The organism is Streptomyces sp. NPDC088725, from assembly GCF_044751305.1.
In the GTDB taxonomy this organism is placed as follows: domain Bacteria; phylum Actinomycetota; class Actinomycetes; order Streptomycetales; family Streptomycetaceae; genus Streptomyces.
In genome coordinates this window covers 156,930-174,802 of the sequence record NZ_JBIVLO010000007.1, presented here as the reverse complement: position 1 = coordinate 174,802, position 17,873 = coordinate 156,930, and the positions used below count along the sequence as shown (strand labels likewise).

General features: G+C 71.5%; 15 protein-coding genes. 5 read left to right on the top strand and 10 right to left on the bottom strand.

Translation table 11 applies throughout. The features are described from left to right. Positions 1-74 precede the first annotated feature (74 nt). The 4 genes from ACIP6N_RS19445 to ACIP6N_RS19430 all read left to right on the top strand — a co-directional run bounded on the left by ACIP6N_RS19445 (position 75) and on the right by ACIP6N_RS19430 (position 4,571). Positions 75-1,502 (top strand): LAETG motif-containing sortase-dependent surface protein, encoded by a 1,428-nt coding sequence (locus tag ACIP6N_RS19445; protein WP_401817080.1) that lies wholly within the window; start codon positions 75-77, stop codon positions 1,500-1,502. A gap of 244 nt (positions 1,503-1,746) precedes the next feature. After that, positions 1,747-3,411: an energy-dependent translational throttle protein EttA gene (gene ettA, locus ACIP6N_RS19440; RefSeq protein ID WP_401817079.1), complete on the top strand. Its 1,665-nt coding sequence runs from the start codon at positions 1,747-1,749 to the stop codon at positions 3,409-3,411. A 1-nt stretch (position 3,412) separates the two neighbouring features. Then, positions 3,413-3,841 (top strand): acyl-CoA thioesterase, encoded by a 429-nt coding sequence (locus tag ACIP6N_RS19435; RefSeq protein ID WP_401817078.1) that lies wholly within the window; start codon positions 3,413-3,415, stop codon positions 3,839-3,841. Positions 3,842-3,854: 13 nt separating this feature from the next. Further along, positions 3,855-4,571, top strand: a complete 717-nt coding sequence (locus tag ACIP6N_RS19430) for a hypothetical protein (RefSeq protein WP_401817077.1) — start codon at positions 3,855-3,857, stop codon at positions 4,569-4,571. Between the two features lie 83 nt (positions 4,572-4,654). Here the strand turns inward: ACIP6N_RS19430 and ACIP6N_RS19425 are convergent, their stop codons facing one another. After that, positions 4,655-5,059: a globin gene (locus ACIP6N_RS19425; protein ID WP_401817076.1), complete on the bottom strand. Its 405-nt coding sequence runs from the start codon at positions 5,057-5,059 to the stop codon at positions 4,655-4,657. A gap of 131 nt (positions 5,060-5,190) precedes the next feature. Between ACIP6N_RS19425 and ACIP6N_RS19420 the strand changes: the two genes are divergently transcribed. Beyond that, on the top strand, positions 5,191-6,189 hold the full coding sequence (locus ACIP6N_RS19420; RefSeq protein WP_401817074.1) for a methyltransferase domain-containing protein: 999 nt from the start codon (positions 5,191-5,193) through the stop codon (positions 6,187-6,189). A 42-nt stretch (positions 6,190-6,231) separates the two neighbouring features. On the opposite strand, the gene ACIP6N_RS19415 is transcribed toward ACIP6N_RS19420, so the two are convergent. The 9 genes from ACIP6N_RS19415 to ACIP6N_RS19375 form a co-directional block, all read right to left on the bottom strand. Continuing rightward, entirely contained in the window at positions 6,232-7,329 is a 1,098-nt protein-coding gene (locus tag ACIP6N_RS19415) for a Gfo/Idh/MocA family protein (RefSeq protein ID WP_401817072.1), read from the bottom strand. A 159-nt stretch (positions 7,330-7,488) separates the two neighbouring features. Further along, positions 7,489-8,223: a cupin domain-containing protein gene (locus tag ACIP6N_RS19410; RefSeq protein ID WP_401817070.1), complete on the bottom strand. Its 735-nt coding sequence runs from the start codon at positions 8,221-8,223 to the stop codon at positions 7,489-7,491. A 199-nt stretch (positions 8,224-8,422) separates the two neighbouring features. Beyond that, positions 8,423-9,559 carry an FHA domain-containing protein gene (locus tag ACIP6N_RS19405; RefSeq protein WP_401817069.1) on the bottom strand — a complete coding sequence of 379 codons (1,137 nt, stop codon included), beginning with the start codon at positions 9,557-9,559 and terminating at the stop codon, positions 8,423-8,425. A 117-nt stretch (positions 9,560-9,676) separates the two neighbouring features. Continuing rightward, positions 9,677-9,805: a hypothetical protein gene (locus tag ACIP6N_RS19400; RefSeq protein WP_401817068.1), complete on the bottom strand. Its 129-nt coding sequence runs from the start codon at positions 9,803-9,805 to the stop codon at positions 9,677-9,679. Positions 9,806-9,814: 9 nt separating this feature from the next. Further along, entirely contained in the window at positions 9,815-11,137 is a 1,323-nt protein-coding gene (locus tag ACIP6N_RS19395) for a PP2C family serine/threonine-protein phosphatase (RefSeq protein WP_401817067.1), read from the bottom strand. 3 nt (positions 11,138-11,140) lie between these two features. Further along, complete coding sequence (locus tag ACIP6N_RS19390) at positions 11,141-13,783, bottom strand: tetratricopeptide repeat protein (protein WP_401817066.1); 2,643 nt, start codon at positions 13,781-13,783, stop codon at positions 11,141-11,143. A 100-nt stretch (positions 13,784-13,883) separates the two neighbouring features. Then, positions 13,884-15,173: a hypothetical protein gene (locus ACIP6N_RS19385; RefSeq protein ID WP_401817065.1), complete on the bottom strand. Its 1,290-nt coding sequence runs from the start codon at positions 15,171-15,173 to the stop codon at positions 13,884-13,886. Positions 15,174-15,252: 79 nt separating this feature from the next. Further along, a complete protein-coding gene (locus ACIP6N_RS19380) occupies positions 15,253-16,230 on the bottom strand; it encodes a glutamate ABC transporter substrate-binding protein (protein WP_401817064.1) in 978 nt (325 codons plus the stop codon). A gap of 158 nt (positions 16,231-16,388) precedes the next feature. Beyond that, positions 16,389-17,768: a hypothetical protein gene (locus ACIP6N_RS19375; protein WP_401817385.1), complete on the bottom strand. Its 1,380-nt coding sequence runs from the start codon at positions 17,766-17,768 to the stop codon at positions 16,389-16,391. Between the last annotated feature and the right edge of the window lie 105 nt (positions 17,769-17,873).

Genomic DNA, 17,873 nt, shown 5'->3' with positions numbered 1-17,873 from the left:
GGCACTTGAGTCTGCTGGCGAGGTACACACCCCCACGCGGCTCCCGCAAAGGCCCTCGCCCGAAGGGGAATTCTGTGTTTTCAGCGATATCTGCGTCATCCGTACGCAAGCGAGGCGTCTCGCGCCTCGCAGCCGCGGCTCTCGTTTCCGGCCTGATGGCCATGGGCACCATGGCCGGCGCCGGTGCGGCCGCCGCCGACGACGAGACCCCTCACCTCCAGGGCGGCGCGTCCGCCACGCTCGACGGGCTGACCACCTTCGACAACGCCGTCGTCCACGCGGACGGTCAGGACCAGGCGGTTCCCGCCGGTCTGTTCGAGATGACCGTCGACGGCGGCGGCAAGCTCAAGACGTACTGCATCGACATCCACAACCACACCCAGGAGAAGGCGAAGTACCAGGAGACCCCCTGGGACCAGACCTCGCTGGGCGCCAACCAGAACGCGGGCAAGATCCGCTGGATCCTCGAGCACTCCTACCCGCAGATCGACGACCTGTCGAAGCTCGCGGGCGACGCGGGCACCGGTCCGCTCACCGAGAAGACCGCCGCGGCCGGTACCCAGGTCGCGATCTGGCGCTACTCGGACGGCGTCGACGTCGAGGCGAAGGACGCCCAGGCGGAGAAGCTCGCGGACTGGCTGGAGAAGAGCGCTCAGGTCGGAGAGGAGCCGAAGGCGTCGCTGACCCTGTCTCCGGCCGCGGTCTCCGGCAAGGCGGGCGAGAAGCTCGGTCCCGTCACGGTCAACACTAACGCGGCGAACGTCGCGGTGACGCCGCCCGCCGACGCGGTGGCCAGCGGTGTCAAGATCACGGACAAGGACGGCGAGCCCGTCACCACGGCGGCCAACGGCACGGAGCTGTACTTCGACGTGCCGGCCGGCACGTCCGACGGCTCGGCCTCGCTCGGCGTGCAGGCCACGACCTCGGTTTCGGTCGGCCGCGCGTTCGCCAGTGAGAGCAAGAGCCAGACCCAGATCCTGGCGGGCTCCAGCGACAGCACGGTCACCGCGGCGGCCACCGCCACGTGGGCCAAGACCGGACCGATCCCCGCCGTGTCCGCGCAGAAGAACTGCGAGAAGGGCGGCGTGGACGTGACGGTCGCCAACCAGGGCGACGAGGCGTTCGACTTCGAGCTGGCGGGCGCCAAGCACTCGGTAGAGGCCGGCGCGTCCCAGACCATCACGGTCCCGGTCGGCGAGGACGAGGCGTACGACATCTCCGTCACCGGCACCGGCGGCTTCTCGCAGAACTTCAAGGGCGTCCTCGACTGCAAGACCGCGAGCGCCCCGTCCCCCGCGCCCTCCGCGGACCAGCCGTCCTCCCAGCCCAGCCCGGCCTCGGCCGGCGGCAGCTCCTCGGGCAGCACGGGCGGTGACCTGGCGGAGACCGGTTCCTCCAGCGCCACCCCGATGATCGCGGGCATCGCGATCGCGCTCGTCGTCATCGGCGGCGGCGCGGTGTTCTTCCTCCGCAGGAAGAGCGCGGCGAACAGCGCGGAGTAAGCGGGTAACACCGCAGAGCTGTCACCACAGAGTGAACAAAGGTCGGCGCTGAGTGATACGGCGCGACCCAGGCAGGACCAGGTGGCCCCCGGCACGCACAGCGCGCCGGGGGCCACCGCTGTCGGTGGTGGCCAAGGAGTGGTACTCGTTTTCGCCGATCCGTGGGCGTGCGGCAAGATGGGTCTATCTGCCCTCACGCGGCGGAGCCGCACATTGGCCCTTCTCGATTGCCGGACGGTTTCTCTTGGCTGAGTACATCTACACGATGCGCAAAACGCGTAAGGCGCACGGCGACAAGGTCATCCTCGATGACGTGACGCTGAGCTTCCTGCCCGGAGCGAAGATCGGTGTGGTGGGACCCAATGGCGCGGGTAAGTCCACCGTGCTGAAGATCATGGCGGGTCTTGAGCAGCCGTCCAACGGTGACGCCTTCCTGTCGCCCGGTTACACGGTCGGCATGCTCCTCCAGGAGCCGCCGCTCGACGAGTCCAAGACCGTCCTGGAGAACGTGCAGCAGGGCGCCGCCGAGATCATGGGCAAGCTGCACCGCTTCAACGAAGTGGCCGAGGCCATGGCGACGGACTACTCCGACGCGCTGATGGACGAGATGGGCAAGCTCCAGGAAGACCTCGACCACGCCAACGCGTGGGACCTGGACGCCCAGCTGGAGCAGGCCATGGAAGCGCTGGGCTGCCCGCCCGGCGACTGGCCCGTCACCAACCTCTCCGGTGGTGAGCGCCGCCGCGTCGCGCTCTGCAAGCTGCTGCTCGAAGCGCCCGACCTGCTCCTCCTCGACGAGCCCACCAACCACCTGGACGCCGAGTCCGTGCAGTGGCTGGAGCAGCACCTCGCGAAGTACCCCGGCACCGTCGTCGCCGTCACCCACGACCGGTACTTCCTCGACAACGTCGCCGGCTGGATCCTGGAGCTGGACCGCGGCCGCGCCATCGGTTACGAGGGCAACTACTCCACGTACCTGGAGAGCAAGCAGGCCCGTCTGAAGGTCGAGGGCCAGAAGGACGCCAAGCGCGCCAAGCGGCTCAAGGAAGAGCTGGAGTGGGTCCGCTCCAACGCGAAGGGGCGGCAGGCCAAGTCCAAGGCCCGCCTGGCCCGTTACGAGGAGATGGCGGCCGAGGCCGACAAGATGCGGAAGCTGGACTTCGAGGAGATCCAGATCCCGCCGGGCCCGCGTCTGGGCAGTGTCGTCGTCGAGGTCGAGAACCTCTCCAAGGCGTTCGGCGACAAGGTGCTGATCGACGATCTCTCGTTCACGCTGCCGCGCAACGGCATCGTCGGCGTCATCGGTCCGAACGGCGCCGGCAAGACCACGCTGTTCAAGATGATCCAGGGCTTCGAGGAGCCGGACTCCGGCACCATCAAGGTCGGCGAGACCGTCAAGATCAGCTACGTCGACCAGGGCCGCGGCAACATCGACCCCAAGAAAACGCTGTGGGCCGTCGTCTCCGACGAACTGGACTACATCAACGTCGGCCAGGTCGAGATGCCCTCGCGGGCGTACGTCTCCGCCTTCGGCTTCAAGGGTCCCGACCAGCAGAAGCCGGCCGGTGTCCTCTCCGGTGGTGAGCGCAACCGCCTCAACCTCGCGCTGACCCTCAAGCAGGGCGGCAACCTGCTGCTCCTCGACGAACCGACCAACGACCTCGACGTCGAGACCCTGTCGTCGCTGGAGAACGCGCTGCTGGAGTTCCCGGGCGCGGCCGTGGTCGTCTCCCACGACCGGTGGTTCCTCGACCGCGTCGCCACGCACATCCTGGCGTACGAGGGCGAATCCAAGTGGTTCTGGTTCGAGGGCAACTTCGACTCGTACGAGAAGAACAAGGTCGAGCGGCTCGGCGCCGACGCCGCCCGGCCGACCCGTGCCACCTACAAGAAGCTCACCCGGGGCTGAGATGGTGCGCCATACGTACAGCTGCCCGCTGCGCTGGTCGGACATGGACGCCTTCGGGCACGTCAACAATGTGGTCTTCCTCCGCTATCTGGAGGAGGCCCGCATCGACTTCATGTTCCGGCTGGCGCCGGGGGACGGTTCGACGTCGTTCTCCGGCGGGTCCGTCGTGGCGCGGCACGAGATCGACTACAAGCTGCCTCTGGTGCACCGCCACGAGCCGGTGACGGTCGAGTCGTGGGTGACGAAGATCTCCGCCGCCTCGCTGACGATCGCGTACGAGATCAAGGACGAGGACCGGGTGTACGTACGGGCCTCGACGGTCGTCGTGCCGTACAACCTGGAGGCCGGGCGCCCGCGGCGGATCACCGCCGAGGAGAAGTCCTACCTCCTGACGTATCTGGACGACGACAAGGATGCCCTCGCGGCATGAAGGCATGACGGGTATGGCAGGCATGGCAGACAGCGCGGACCGGGAAACGCGGGCAGCGGCACTGGAGTTCGCCGACGCGCGGGAGGCGGCCGGTCTCGGCGCGTTCCTCGGCCGCCTGATCCATTACGACCGCGCCGCCGCGGTCCGTCTTCAGGCGGACCGCGGGGCGGTCGCCGTCTTCGGGCGTCCGCCGTCGTTCGAGGTCATCGCGATCCGGACGGTACGGCTCGCCGGGGCCGTCGAACTCGACGTCACGGTGTCGGCCGGTGAGCTGCTGGAAGGTCTCGCGGAGGAGGCGGGCACGCTCGCCGTCCCCACCGCGGTGACGGGCCCGCCGTGGGCCGGTCTGCTCCCGCCGCGCGGCGGCTGGCGGCCGCTGCCCGGACTGCCCGGGGTCGCCCGGATGCGCGGCGCCGTCGCCGCGGCCGTCGCGGAGTTCCGCAGCCGGGACGAGGCGCTGCCCGCGCAGCACCGTACGCGCACCGAGCGGGACAGGATCGGCCACGAGATCTGGTCCAGGACGCTCGGCGACACGGAACTGCCGCTGCGGGCCGCGCACGCCGCGCAGTCGGTGGGCTTCCTGCGTCCGATGCCCGACGACGCGCCGGTGGCGCTGCTGCGGGCCGGTTCGTGGCTGCGGCTGCGTACGCCGTTCGGCTCCATCGCTCTGCGCACGGCGGGAGCCGGCGGGCTGAACTCCCTCGCGGGACTCAGCGTCACGCCGGCCTGACCTGCTTGAACTGCCCTGCCTGACTCGTCTGACTGGCCCGATGCGGCCCGCACCTGGTGCGGATCGCGTCGGGCTCGGTCGGTTCAGCCCGCGGTGTTGACCATCGAGGCCGCCGCGTACGTCAGGTAGTCCCACAGCTGCCGCTCGTGCTCCTCCGAAAGCCCCAGTTCGTCGACCGCCACCCGCATGTGCTTCAGCCACGCGTCGTGCGCGGCGCTGTCGACCGGGAACGGAGCGTGCCGCATCCGCAGCCGCGGGTGGCCGCGCTCGTCGCTGTAGGTGCGGGGACCACCCCAGTACTGCATCAGGAACAGCGTGAAGCGCTCCTCGGCGGGTCCCAGATCCTCTTCCGGGTACATCGGGCGCAGCAGCGGGTCCTCCGCGATCCCCTGGTAGAAGCGGTGGACCAGGCGCCGGAAGGTCTCCTCGCCGCCGACCTGCTCGTAGAAGGTCTGCTCGGGAAGCGTGCCTCGGGGAATCTCGTTCACTCCTCCATCGTCGCAGACTGCCCGGCGGAGGACTTCCGGCGTAGGACCGGCTGACGGCCGGGGCCCGGTGCCGGGAGATCCGGTGCCGAGGCCTACTCGCTTCCGGCCCCGCCAACCGCGACAGTGGAGGCATGGGCGCACACGGGGACGACGCGTACGGACCGGACGACCGGACGGCTGCCGACGCGCGCGCCGCGCTGGTGCGGGTGATCGAGACGAAGGGCGGACTCGGCGATCCGGTCTGGCGCGCCGCGTTCGAGGAGGTGCCGCGCCATCTCTTCGTGCCGTACTACTTCGTCGCGCGCCCCGGCGGCTACGACCGGCTGTGGCGCGGCGACCCCGACCCCGCGCGGCGGCTGCGCTGGCTGACGGGGGCGTACGGCGACGGCGCCCTCGCGACCCGGGTGCGTGACGGCGAGCTGATCTCATCCAGCAGCCAGCCCTCGCTGATGGCGCAGATGCTGGCCGAGCTGGACGTACGCGACGGTGACCGCGTCCTGGAGATCGGCGCGGGCACCGGCTACAACGCGGCGCTGCTCGCGCACCGGCTCGGCGAGGAGCGGGTCACCACCGTCGATCTGGACCCGGAGATCACGGAGTCGGCCCGCACGCATCTGGCGGACGCCGGTTACCGGCCCGCCGTCGTGACGGGCGACGGCGCGCGCGGATCCCTGGAACACGCGCCCTTCGACCGCATCATCGCGACCTGCACCCTGCCGTCCGTGCCGGTGGCCTGGCTGGCACAGTGCGCGCCCGGAGCCCGGATCCTGGCTCCGCTGGGCACCGGGCTGATCGCGCTCACGGTGGGGGAGGAGCCGGACGGCCGGTACGCGGAGGGCCGCTTCCTGCACACCCCGGCGTACTTCGTACCGCTGCGCGGGGTCCCCGTACACGATCCGGGCGCGCAGCGGCGTCTCGGCGGGCTGCCGAGGCGCGCGGCCGAGAACGAACTGTTCCGCTTCATGCTCACGCTCACCGCGAGCAGCCTGGACCCCCACGAGGCGTTCTCGCTCTGGGAGCGCGAGGGCCGTCCGGAGCGCGAGCGGTTCGGCATCACGGTCGGCGGGGGACGGGAGTGGGCCTGGCTGGACGACCCGGCGGGGCCGTACGTATGGCCGATGGAAAGCTGACGCCTCGTGGAGGCGGCGTCATGACCCGACACGAACGGCCGGTCACCAGGCCGGGCCGTCGCCCTGCATGAGGGTGTAGTGCGGCGATCCCGGGCCCAGGTCCTTCGCGTCGACCGGGGTGCGGCTGAACGCCGACGCGTAGATACCGGCGACCAGTTGGAGGGTCTGACGGGCGTCCGTGGTCGTGACGGGCGGTGCGGTGTCCTCCCGCAGCGCCCTGACGACCTCGCGGAACTGGGCGATGTGCCCGCTGCGTACGTGCGTGGGCCCGGCCGCCTCCCAGGCCGCCTTGACCTGCTCCTCGTAGCCGGGGGCAGCGGTGACGGTCCAGTTGTCGTCGGTGTAGCCGTACAGGTGGCGGACCTCGACGGTGGCGAACTCGAAGTCGAAGCGGAGATAGCTCTCTTCGCGGGGCGAGACGACGCTGTTGACGATCGAGGCGACCGCGCGGTTGTCGAAGACGACGTGTGCCAGCGACACGTCCTCGGTCTCCGTCGTACGTGCCTGCCGCGTGGCCACCGCGCTCACGGAGTTCCACGCGCCGAGCACCGAGAGCGTCAAGTCGATCTGGTGGATGCCGTGGCCCATGGTGGGGCCGCCGCCCTCGGTGTCCCAGCGGCCGCGCCACTCCACGTCGAAGTACGCCTGGTCGCGGTACCACGTGGTGTCGCAGAGGGCCAGCAGCGGCCGGCCGGCCTCGCCGGACTCGACCAGCCGGCGAAGCTTGCGGGCGCCGGAGCCGAAGCGGTGCTGGGAGACGGTGGCGACGAACTTGCCGGTCGCCTTCTCCGCCTCCACCAGCTGGTCGAACTCGGCGAGCGTCAGCGTCGCGGGCTTCTCCACGACGACGTTGGCTCCGGCCCTCAGCACGGCCAGCGCCACCGGCAGGTGGGCGCCCGGTGGGGTGCAGATGTGGACGAGGTCCACCTGCTCGGCGGCGAGGAGCGCGGTCACGTCCGGGTAGCCGGCCCCGACGGAGAACTCCTCGTTGAACGCGGCGAGTCGGGCCGGATTGGTGTCGGCGGTGGCGACCAGCTCCACCTCGCCGGTCTCCTCGGCGATCTGGCGCAGTGATGACGCGTGGTCACGCGCGACGTTCCCGGCGCCGGCGATGGCGACGCGGAGGGGCTTGACGGACAACGAACACTCCCGCTCGAAGGGGTCGGCTGCGGACCGTCCGCCGCGGATTTCGCTGACGCGGCGGACGGTAAGCGCTTTCTCCGGACACCATAGGGCTGACCCTGTGGCCCGGCAAGTGAATCGGTGAGGGAGCGGACGGGTACGGCGGGGCGTCCGGATTCAGATACGCGTATCCGCGCGATCGCGTGGATACGGGGCGAGGAAGCCGCACATGCCCAGTACGTCCTGCGGGGGCGCCGGTACCTTCGCGACCTTCGCCTCGTTCAGGTGGGCGAAATCGCCGCGCCGCAGTGCGGCGATCTGCTCGCCGGTGGTCTCGGCGGCCTTCAGCGCCTTGGCGCGCCAGGCGGTCTCCCACGTGTCGAGCCGGCCGGTGACCAGTTCCGTCGCGGTGCGGTAGAAACGCTGGAGCGCCTCACCCCGGCCGTTCTCCACGTCGTCGGCCAGTTGCCGGAAGCCGCTGATCGCCACGTCCCGCCGGGCCCGCGCCCGTTCCCGGCGTTCCTCGGGAGAGCCGTCTCCCAGGGACACGGCGGCCGCGTACGCCTCCGGTGTGGTCAGGTGTTCTTCCGGCAGGGTCATCACCGCGTCGCCCGCCTCGGGCAACCCGTCGTTCTGCATGATGACTTGCACTTCGAGGCTGTCGATGTTGACGGCGCGGTGGATGGTTCCCGGAGTGAACCAGACGGCGTCGCCCGCCTCCAGTGGGACGCGGCGGAGCCCCTCGGAGGTGAGGGTGTGCAGCTCGCCCCGGCCCGAGAGCACCATGTAGCACTCGGTGCAGGTGAGGTGCATGTGGGGAGAGCCGCCGTGCAGGTTGTCCTCGGTGGCCCACGGGTAGGCCCGCAGCCGGGAGGTGCCCACTCCGGCGGGGAGCAGTGGTGCGTCAGTCATATGAACCTCCATCACCAGAGTAAATACGACGGTGGGTCCATGTGAAACGTACGAGAACGGCGACCGCGCCCGCCGCCGGCGTGAGCCCGGCGTGCAGCGGCCCGTAGAGCCCGGCGCACAGCGGCTCGTACGACAGGCCCGGCCCCGCCGTGTGAACGGCGGGGCCGGTATCCGTAATCCCGGGGCCGGGCAGGGGCGTTCAGCCTCGGCGGATCGTGATCGTCGTCCAGGCGCCGACATGGACGCGGTCACCGTCCTGGAGCGTGACGGGGACGTACGGCTGTATCGGGTCCTCGGCGTTGTTGACCGTGGTGCCGTTGGTGGAATTCTGGTCCACCACCGCCCAGTTGCCGTCCGGCTGGTGGATCAGCACCGCGTGCTGGTGCGAGACGCCCGGGTCCTCCGGCGGCACCGACAGGTCGACGTCCGGGGACTCACCCGTGGAGTGCCTGCGGCGGCCGATGGTCAGCTGCTTCCCGACCAGCGGCAGACGCTGCTCGGGGGCGTACGCGGGCAGGTTGAGACCGGTGGCCTCGGGGCCGCTGCGCTGCATCATCGCCATGAAGTACTCACGGTCGGGACCGATGACCGCGGTCCAGTTCGCGGGAGGCGAGGGCTCGTACTGCTGCGGAGGCGTCTGCTGCGGTGCGGCCTGCTGCGGCGGGACCAGCGACGGCGGACGCAACTGCCAGTCGTCCTCGGCCTGGCGCCCCTGCGGTGCCTGCGGCTGGGACGGCGCGGCGGGCGGAGCCGACTGCTGCGGGAACGACGGCGGAGCGGACTGCTGCGGGAAGGGGGGCCGCGCGCTCTGCTGACCGGGAGCCTGCCGCTGGAACGGCGGTTCCGGAGCCTGCCGCTGGTACGGCGGTTCCGGAGATTGCTGCTGGAACGGCGGCTCGGGAGACTGCCGCTGGAACGGCGGCTCCGAAGACTGCTGCGGCTGGAAACCGGGCGGCAGGTTGAGCGCGGGACCCGAACCGCCCGCGGCGGAGTCGCCCCGGCCCGTACCGGGCCTGCCACCGGCACCGCCCGGCTGCGGGGCCAGCGGGGTGTAGGAGGTCGCCGTGTTCGTGAGGAAGTTCCAGCGGCACTCCTCGCAGTACGGAGCCATCGGCTCGCGCGGGGTGCGGCACTGCGGGCATGTCTCCGGCTGGGCACCGGCGGCGGGGCTCCGCCCCTGGCCGGGCGCCGGCGGATAGCCGTATCCGGGTACGGGCGGCGGCGGGGGGAACCCCGGGACCTCGTTCGCGGGAGCGCCTGGTCCGGCCATGCGGCGGCCGCAGACCTCGCACCAGTCGTCGGAACCCGACTGATGTCCGTTCGGGCAGGTCGGCATGTCGGCGCTTCCCCTCTTCTCTGTCCGGCCCGCGGGCCGTGCCTTCTTCTGCTGCGCTGCTGCCACGCAGCTGCGCGGCCGGTACTTCTTGACGCGTACGGGTGCGGTGGAACGTGTCTAACGCGTCACCTCGTCCCGACCGTGACTCTCTCGCAGTCGCACAGTACCTGCCGCCACATCGGGCACGTAAACCACGTTCGAGAGCATTTTCGCATTATCGGCGTTCTCGGGTGAGACTTCCCGCACACGGTCCGGTCAGCGGGCGGACGCCGTCTCGTGGCCCGGCACCGCGAACGGCAGCAGGGCCACGGTCACGTTGTCGTGGCCCCCGCCGTCAAGCGCGTGGCCCACCAGCATCTGCGCGGCGTGCAGCGGCCGCTCCGAGGCGTCGGAGGGCAGCACCCGCGCCATCTCCTCGGGGCTCTCCGCGTAGTTCCACAGGCCGTCCGTGCAGACGACCACGACACCGGGGGTGTCCGGCTTGAAGGACGCGGTGTGCGGCTCCAGTTCGTACGCGTCGGGGCCGAGCCAGCCCGTGATGGCGTGCGCGCGCTCGTCCGCGTATGCCTGGGCCTCGTTCATCAGGCCCGCCGCGACCATCTGCGCGGCCCACGAGTCGTCCTCGGTGAGCCGGGCGGGCGCGCCCGCCCGGTCGTCCGGGACCCAGTAGACGCGGCTGTCGCCGACCCAGCCGACGATCAGCAGCCCGTTCGCCACCACCGAGCCGACGATCGTGCAGGCCGGTGAGTTCAGCCGGCGGTGCGAGTCGTGGTCGGTGTCCTGGTCCTCCGGGTTCCGGCCGAGCGCGTTGACGGCCTCGGAAGCGGCGACGATCGCGTCGTGCATGGCCGGCTGAGGGTGCGTACCGCGCCCCAGAGCGGCGGACAGCGACGTGTTGGCGGCCGCGGCCGCGGCCGCGGACGCCTCGTCGGGACGGGTCGCGGACGACACGCCGTCGCAGACGATCGCGACCACGGCGGGAGAACCGTCCGGCAGCGCGGTGACGGAGACGCCGAACGCGTCCTCGTTGCGGTGATGCCGCAGTCCGCGGTCGCTGACGGCGGCCACCGGGCCGAGTTCCTGCTCCATGTGGTCCCGCTCGCGCGGCTGGGCGTGCCCGCAGTGCTCGCAGAACCCGTCCGCGTCGACGCGGCCCGCGCGGCAGGCCACGCAGAGCCCGGGCCCGGCGGGTCCGGCGTTCCGGTCCGGTGCCGGCAGTTCGAAGTCACCCGCGTACGGGGCGGACTCGCCGGCCGCGGGGCCCCCGGGGGTTCCGGAGCCTCCGGCGGGCGGGAAGCCGCCCTGAGCCGGATCCGGCAGCGGCCCGCCGGAGCCGGCAGCTCCTGCCGGCCCGGTCTGGCCTGCCGATCCGGCCTGCCCCGCCTGTCCTGTCTGCCCGGGCTGCCCCGCCTGGTCCGCGACGTTCAGCGAGACGGTGGGGGTGTCCTCGGGTGCCGGTGTTCGCGACACGGCCGACAGGTCGTATCCGCACGCACCGCAGAAGAGGTCGCCCGTCTCCATCGGTTCGTCGCAGTTGGGACATGCCGGCCAAGCAGCCGACTGGTGGTTCTGCGCCATCAATTACACCCACGTCCGGGGGCGGAAACGGTTGGCCCGCTCCACCAGTTCGATCCTCTCCTCGCCGCGCTGAGCGAGCCGGGCGAGCACCCGGTACGAGCGTTCGAGCCCGAAACGCAGGCCCTGCTCGTCAAGTTCGCTGCCGAGCAGCACGGTCTGTGCGGGACGGCTCCCGGGACTACCGGAGAGTACCCAGTCCAGGGCGGCACCCAGTACCTCTGTCGACAACTGTTCACGGCGCACCGCGTCCAGATCGAACCGCCGCAGCTCCGACACCTGCCGCGCGGCCGCCGCCAGGTCGTCCATCAGCGGCTGCTCCGTACCGGAGCCCGGCCCGGGCGCCCGCGCGTCGCGCTGCCGCAGTCTGGCCCGTACGGCGGCGACCCTGGCCGCCGTGTAGTGGATCGACGTGGCGGGCACCGACTCCAGGGTCCGCACCGCGCCCGCCCGGTCACCGGTGGCGAGCCGCACGCGGGCCAGGCCGAACGCGGCGCTGACGTAGCTCTGGTCGGCCGACCAGACCAGACCGTAGAACTCGGCGGCGTTGTCCAGCTGGGCCAGTACTTCCGCGCAGACGCCGAGCGCCAGCTTCGGCGCCGGCTCGCCCGGGAACGCGTCGTATATCGCGTCGAAGGAGAGCGCGGCCGTCTCGTGGTCGCCGGAGGCCAGCGAGGCGACGCCGCGGTACCAGACGACCCGCCAGTCGTCCGGCTGACGCGCCTCCAGTTCGCTCAGAGTCCGGGCGGCGGCGGTCGGTTCGCCCATCTCCAGACGGGCGCGCAGCTCGCGCAGTCCGCGCTCCACCGATTGCGCGGGCGCGGCGGCCAGCGCGGAGATCAGTTCGGAGGGGGCGGCCGCGATCAGGCCCGCCAGGAAACCCGCGTTCGGGTCATTCGGATCGACGCGCGGTACCGGCAGCGCCAGCGCCGTGGCCCGCGCGTCGACGGGCACGAGCCGCGGACCCCGGTCGCCGTGCGGCGGCAGCGCCGCACCGCTCCCGCCGACGCGTGGCGCGGGGATACCGTACGGCGTGACCGCCTGCGTCGTCTCGCCGGCCACCGGGGGCTTCGCCGCCCGCGCCCTGCCGAGACGGCCGAACAGGCCGCTGCCGGTGGGCTGTTGCCGTGCCCCGAGCCTGGACACGTCCTCCGTCAGCGGTGCGAACAGCTCCGTGTCCGTGACCCGCGGTTCGGGGCCGAACAGCGTGGACAGCGCGGGCCGCTGCCTTCCTGTCCGGAGCGCGACGACCTCGCGCAGCACGCCTGTCAGCTGCTCGGCCATCTCCTGCGCGGAGCCGAACCGGCGCGCGGGGTCCGGGTCCGTCGCCCTGACCAGCAGCCGGTAGAAGGATTCGTACGTCCGGAAGACATCGATGCTGTCCGGGGCGGGGAGCGAGTCCACGAACACATTCGTGTAGCCCTGGAAGTCGAACGTCAGCACCGCCAGCGTGCGGGCCACCATGTAGAGGTCGGACGCGACCGACGGGCCCGTCTCGGCGACTTCGGGCGCCTGATATCCGGCGGTTCCGTAGATCGGCGACTCGTCGTCGTCCATCCTGCGGACCGCGCCCATGTCGATCAGCTTGAGCCGGTCCTCGGTCTGAATGGCGTTGTCGACCTTGAAGTCGCAGTACAGCAGATTGCGGCTGTGCAGATGGCTCAGCGCGTCCAGCGCCTCTATCCCGTACGCGCAGGCCTGCTCGACCGGCAGCGGGTCGCGCCTGCCGTCGGGGCCGCGCCGCTCGTTGGCGATCTCCTTGAGCGACTTGCCTCCGACGTACTCCATGACGATGTAGCCGTCCATGGTCATCGTCTGCCGGTCGAGATGTTCCACGAAGTTGTAGATGCGGACGATGTTGGAGTGCTCGATCTCCGCGAGGAAGCGGCGCTCGGAGATCGCCACCTCCATCGCCTCCGCGTCGCCCGTGTCGAGCAGCCCCTTGAGGACCACCCAGCGGTTCGACACGGCGCGGTCCGTCGCGAGATAGATCCAGCCGAAACCGCCGTGCGCCAGGCAGCCCTTGACCTCGTACTGGCCGTGCACGACATCGCCGGCGGCCAGCTTCGGCACGAAGGAGTACGGGTGCCCGCACTTCGTGCAGAACCCTTTCGTCCGACCCGGCCTGCCGCCGCGCGCCCGGCCGACCTCGGCGCCGCAGCCGGAGCGCGAGCAGAATCGCTTCCGCTCGGGCACCTCGGGGTTGGCCATCACCGCGGACGCCGGCTCGTGACGCGGTACGTCGGGTACGGAGACCAGCCCCGCGCCCAGACCGTTGCGGCGGGTCGCGCCGGAGGCGGAGCCCGAACCGCGGACCGACACCGCCCGGCCGGACAGCTCGCCGGACGCCGCCCGCGAGAGCCGCCCCGAAACCGAACGGCGTGAGGACGAGGAACGCGACGAGCCGGCTGAGGCCCGTGACGACGGCTGGGAGACGCGCGAGGAGGGCTGCGAACCGCGCGCCCCGGGGGCGCGGCTCGCACCGTCGGCCCGGCCCGTGAACGTGATGCCGGTGGGCGGTGAGAACAGCGCGCCACTGGCGGCGGCCGCCGGGGCCGGCCCGCAGGTGTCGCAGGACGGCTCCCCGTCGCCCCTGTCCGCGTACACACCCTCGCAGTTGGGGCGCCGGCATGCGTCCGTCCCGCTCATCGTTCCCCCCGTTCGCCTTCTGCTCTCGTTGCCCGGTGTCCGGTCGCGGTATGCGCTGTCCGCGTCGTAAGTGCCTTCGCGCGACGGACCGTTGTCCCGCTCAAGTGTCTCCCCCTGGCTCGGCGTGCCCCTGCTGCCGTGTCGCCAGGAGGTCCGCCGCGGCCTGCTGGTAGCGCAGTACCGCCCGCTCGGCCATGCGCAGATCGCAGGGCGCGCTCCAGAGCATCCGGCGCGCCGCGTCGTACCGCTCCTTCAGCGCCCGGTCCTCGGCCACGCCGTGTCCCGCCGCCCTCGCCCGGCACGCGTCCAGCCTGCCCCGCAGTTCGGCGCGCACCGCGAGCGGCGCGGTGACGGCGGTCAACGAGGCCCGGGCCCGCAGCAGTTCGTCCTCGGCATCGCGCTCGAGCGACTCCAGGAGCGGCGAGAGACGATGCCACTGGGCGCGCCTGCGGTACTCGGCGGCGTTCGAAAGCAGCTCCCGGAGCGCGGTCGGCGGCCCGCTGACGGCGGGCACCTCCGACACGGCGATCTTCGCGAGCACTTCGCCCCGGGCCGAACGCGCCTCCTCAAGGGTGCGTTCCGCGCGCGACAGTACGTCGCGCAGCCGCATCAGGCGCTCCTCCGAGCCCTGGCGGACCGTGAGGACCGCCTCGACCTCCCGCCGTACGTCCTCCAGCGCGCGTGCCGCGCTGTCGTACCGCCCGGTGTCCGGGCGGCCGCCGCCGGGCGCCGAACTGCCCTGCCCGGCACGCCAGAACGCCAGCGGGTCGGACATCACCTGACTGTGCAGCGCCGCCAACTCGGCGGTGATCGTCTCCAGTTCACCGGCGGCCGGATGCTCGCCGGGACGTACCCCGGCCGAGTGCGCCAGCGAACGGGTGCGCCGCAGTTCCGCGGTGAGCAGATCGATCCTGGCGGGCAGCGCGGACCACACGGTGGCCGCCGCCACGACGGTGTCCAGGGAGCGGGCGTACAGCTCGTTCATCCTGTCCACCAGCCCGGCGAGCGTGAACCGGCCCGCGGCGCTCTGTGCGTGTCCCGGGGCGCCCGCGACGGCGACGCTCTGCCCGCGCAGGGTCCCGGTCAGCTCCGTCAGCTCCTCGTGACTCGGCCGGCGTCGCCTGTCGCGCAGCTCGCGGGCGGCGCTCAGCGCCTCGCTGTAGCTCTCGAAGCACGCCCACAGCAGCGCGATCGACCGCTCGGTGTCGGACCAGCGGTCCCTGGTGACCCCGGACAGTTCGGCGTCTTCGAGCAGCCTGTGCCCCTTGTGGTCCCGCAGGGCGAGCAGCGAGGTCTCGATCGCCTCGCGCTCCGCCTCCAGGCGCGCCAGAGTACGGTCCACCTCGTCCTGGTCCATGACCTGACCGGGAAAGGAGCCCGTGGCGCCCATCGCTGACCTCTCCGCTCTTGTCCTCAGGACTCGTTGCCGGTTCGCCGGGCCGTCCAGGCGGCCGGCCGTGCCGGGCCGGTCAGGACTGGTCCGACCGGTACGTGGGCTCGGGCGGCCCCGTGATGCCGGGCAGTCCGTCCTCCAGCCACTTCCTGTACGACTTCATCCAGGGGCTGTTCGACCCGCCTGCCCGATACCCGACCAGCACCTCGTTCACCCTGCGTACCAGGTCGTCGTTGCCGAGCCTGGCCGCCACACCGTAGTACTCGGTGGTGAACGGATCGCCGCGCAGCTCGACCGCCGGGTCCTGGGCGGCCTGGCCGGCCGCCAGCGCGTTGTCCGTGACGACCGCGTCGACCTCGCCCAACTGGAGCCTGACGAGGCAGTCGAGCTGGTTGGGCACCGTCACGCGGTCCTCGTCCAGAGGGGTGTCGTCGTGGGCGTCCTTGAAGTGCGCGCCGTACGAGTTCACCAGCAGCTTGTCGTACGCCGTCGATCCCTCGGCCGTGCAGACCCGCGCGCCGGCCAGCGAGTTGTCGTACCCCGTGATGTGCGAGTCCCTGGGCACGAGCACCTGCTGGCCCGCCTGGAAGTAGGCGGTGGAGAAAGCGACTTGCTGAAGCCGCTCGCAGTTGATCGTCATCGTCCTGACGACGAGGTCCACGGAGCCGTTCGCCAGCGACTGGACCCGGAGGTTGGTGGGTATGGCGCGGAACGTGATGGCGTCGGGATCGCCCAGTATGTTCGCCGCGATGGCATGAGCGAGGTCGATGTCGAAGCCCTCGATGCTGCCCCCGGGCGAGGCGGGGTCGCGGTAGCCCCAGCGGTAACTGTTCTGGTCGACGCCGACGATCAGCCGCTTGCGCTCCTTGATCCTCCGGATCGCCGGGCCGTCGGCGTGCGAAGGCGGCAGGCTGGCCTCGGGGTTGACGCATCCGCCGGCCTTCGCGGGAACCGCGGCCGTGATGTGCCGGGCCGCATGCGCCAGATCCTCCGAGTCCGAGTGGGACAGCGGGAGGAGCGTGAGCGCCGCCGTCAGTACGCACGCGGCGCCCATGGCACTGACACCGCCCCAGCCCCGGAGCCGGGTGAACGGACCGGTCCCGTTGCGGGACGGACGAGCCCTGCGGTCGGACGGACGAGTCTGGCCCGCGGACGGCCGAGTCCCGCCGTCCGACGGGCGGGGCGTGTCCATCGATGTCATCGCTTCGCCTTTCACCGGTACTCCGAAAGCCTGCGGCCGATTCCCAGGAGGATGCCCGCCGCGCCCGCGAGGGCCAGCACACCGGCGCCGGCGGCCAGTCCGGTCAGCGCGTTCCCACCGGCCGAGGCGGACCGGGTGAACTCCGCCTGCTCGTGTCCGAGCGCCGTCTTCAGAGCAGCGTCCACCTGGTCGAACGACTGGCCCGTCGTCTCGCTCTCGCCGATGATCCGGTCCAGCGCGCCTTTGTAGTCACCGTTGTTGGCGGCGTCGCCGGCCGACGTGTGGAGCTTCTTCCACCGCGCGACAGCGCTGATCGCCGTGTCCACGGGCTCGCGGCTGACGTCGTCGTGGGCCAGCGCCTTCGCCTCGTCCAGCGCGGAGGCGAGGTTCGACATGCTCCTGGCGAAGTCCGCCTCGTACTTGTCGGTCCTGCCGTCCTCGGTGAGGACCGCGCCGCGCGAGACCATTGTCAGGTTCTCGTTGGCCCTGGCCTTCAGGGAGTTGATCCTCGCGTTGTTGAGGACCGCGAGGGACTTCTGCCCGTGCGCGGCGTCGCCCAGATCGGCGCGCGCGACGGCGTGCCCGACGGCCAGCCAGAGCAGCACGGCCGTGGCCGCGACGGTGGCGCCGAGCAGTCCGTGGTTGAGGATCCTGTTCGTCCGGTGGTAGTCGCGCCGCTGGGTCCAGAAGAGCCCTCCGAGCGTGAGCACCCCCAGGGCGAGCGAGGCGAGCGGCCACATCCGTGCGGCGTCGTTGTCCTGGCTGAGCCGGCCGGTCTCCGCCTGGTAGAGCTTCTCGGCCGCCGGCAGGAGTTCCTTGGTCATCTGCTGGTTCGCGTACCGCAGATAGGCGCCGCCCAGCGGCAGCCCCTGGCGGTTGTTGGCGCGGGCCCGCTCGATCAGACCGGTGTAGCGGGGGAGTCCTTCGTTGAGCGCGGCGATCTGACGGCCCGACTCGCTCGAACTGTTCGTGTTGGTCGCGGCCTTGACCAGCAGCCGCGAGGCGGTACCGATGTCGTCCCGGTAGCGCTCCCGTACCTCGGGCGGATCCTGCGCACCCGCCAGGAAGCCGCTCGCCGCCGCCGTGTCCGCGTCGGCCAGCGAGCGGTAGATATCCGCCGCGTCCGCGCTCAGCGGCTGGGTGTGGTGCACCACGTCGCCCGCCGCGTCGGAACGGGCGGAGATCTCCCCCGCCGAGAGCGTGCCGAACGCGACGATCAGTACGACGAGCGCCGCGCCGATGAGCCGCAGCCGTCCCGGCTCGGTCGTCCTCGCCGAGCGCAGTTGGTCCCTCGCCTGCGTCCAGGCGCGTAGCAAAACGGAGCGAGCCCCACGCGGCGGCTCGGGCGGCGGATCCGGCGGTCCTGAGGACGTCCCGGCCGGCGGTGTCACAGGCGTGCGCGCCGGAGCCGGCGGCGGCGCTGTGCGCACGTTCGGCGGGTATGTCACGTGACCTCCCCCTCGGTCAGTTGGCGACGGCGTCCCGCCCCGGTGTGT

Coding starts and splice junctions, on each gene's coding strand:
- ACIP6N_RS19435 (WP_401817078.1), top strand. CDS start 3,413: ATGGTGCGCCATACGTACAGCTGCCCGCTGCGCTGGTCGGACATGGAC.
- ACIP6N_RS19430 (WP_401817077.1), top strand. CDS start 3,855: ATGGCAGGCATGGCAGACAGCGCGGACCGGGAAACGCGGGCAGCGGCA.
- ACIP6N_RS19420 (WP_401817074.1), top strand. CDS start 5,191: ATGGGCGCACACGGGGACGACGCGTACGGACCGGACGACCGGACGGCT.
- ACIP6N_RS19410 (WP_401817070.1), bottom strand. CDS start 8,223: ATGACTGACGCACCACTGCTCCCCGCCGGAGTGGGCACCTCCCGGCTG.
- ACIP6N_RS19405 (WP_401817069.1), bottom strand. CDS start 9,559: ATGCCGACCTGCCCGAACGGACATCAGTCGGGTTCCGACGACTGGTGC.
- ACIP6N_RS19395 (WP_401817067.1), bottom strand. CDS start 11,137: ATGGCGCAGAACCACCAGTCGGCTGCTTGGCCGGCATGTCCCAACTGC.
- ACIP6N_RS19390 (WP_401817066.1), bottom strand. CDS start 13,783: ATGAGCGGGACGGACGCATGCCGGCGCCCCAACTGCGAGGGTGTGTAC.
- ACIP6N_RS19385 (WP_401817065.1), bottom strand. CDS start 15,173: ATGGGCGCCACGGGCTCCTTTCCCGGTCAGGTCATGGACCAGGACGAG.
- ACIP6N_RS19380 (WP_401817064.1), bottom strand. CDS start 16,230: ATGGGCGCCGCGTGCGTACTGACGGCGGCGCTCACGCTCCTCCCGCTG.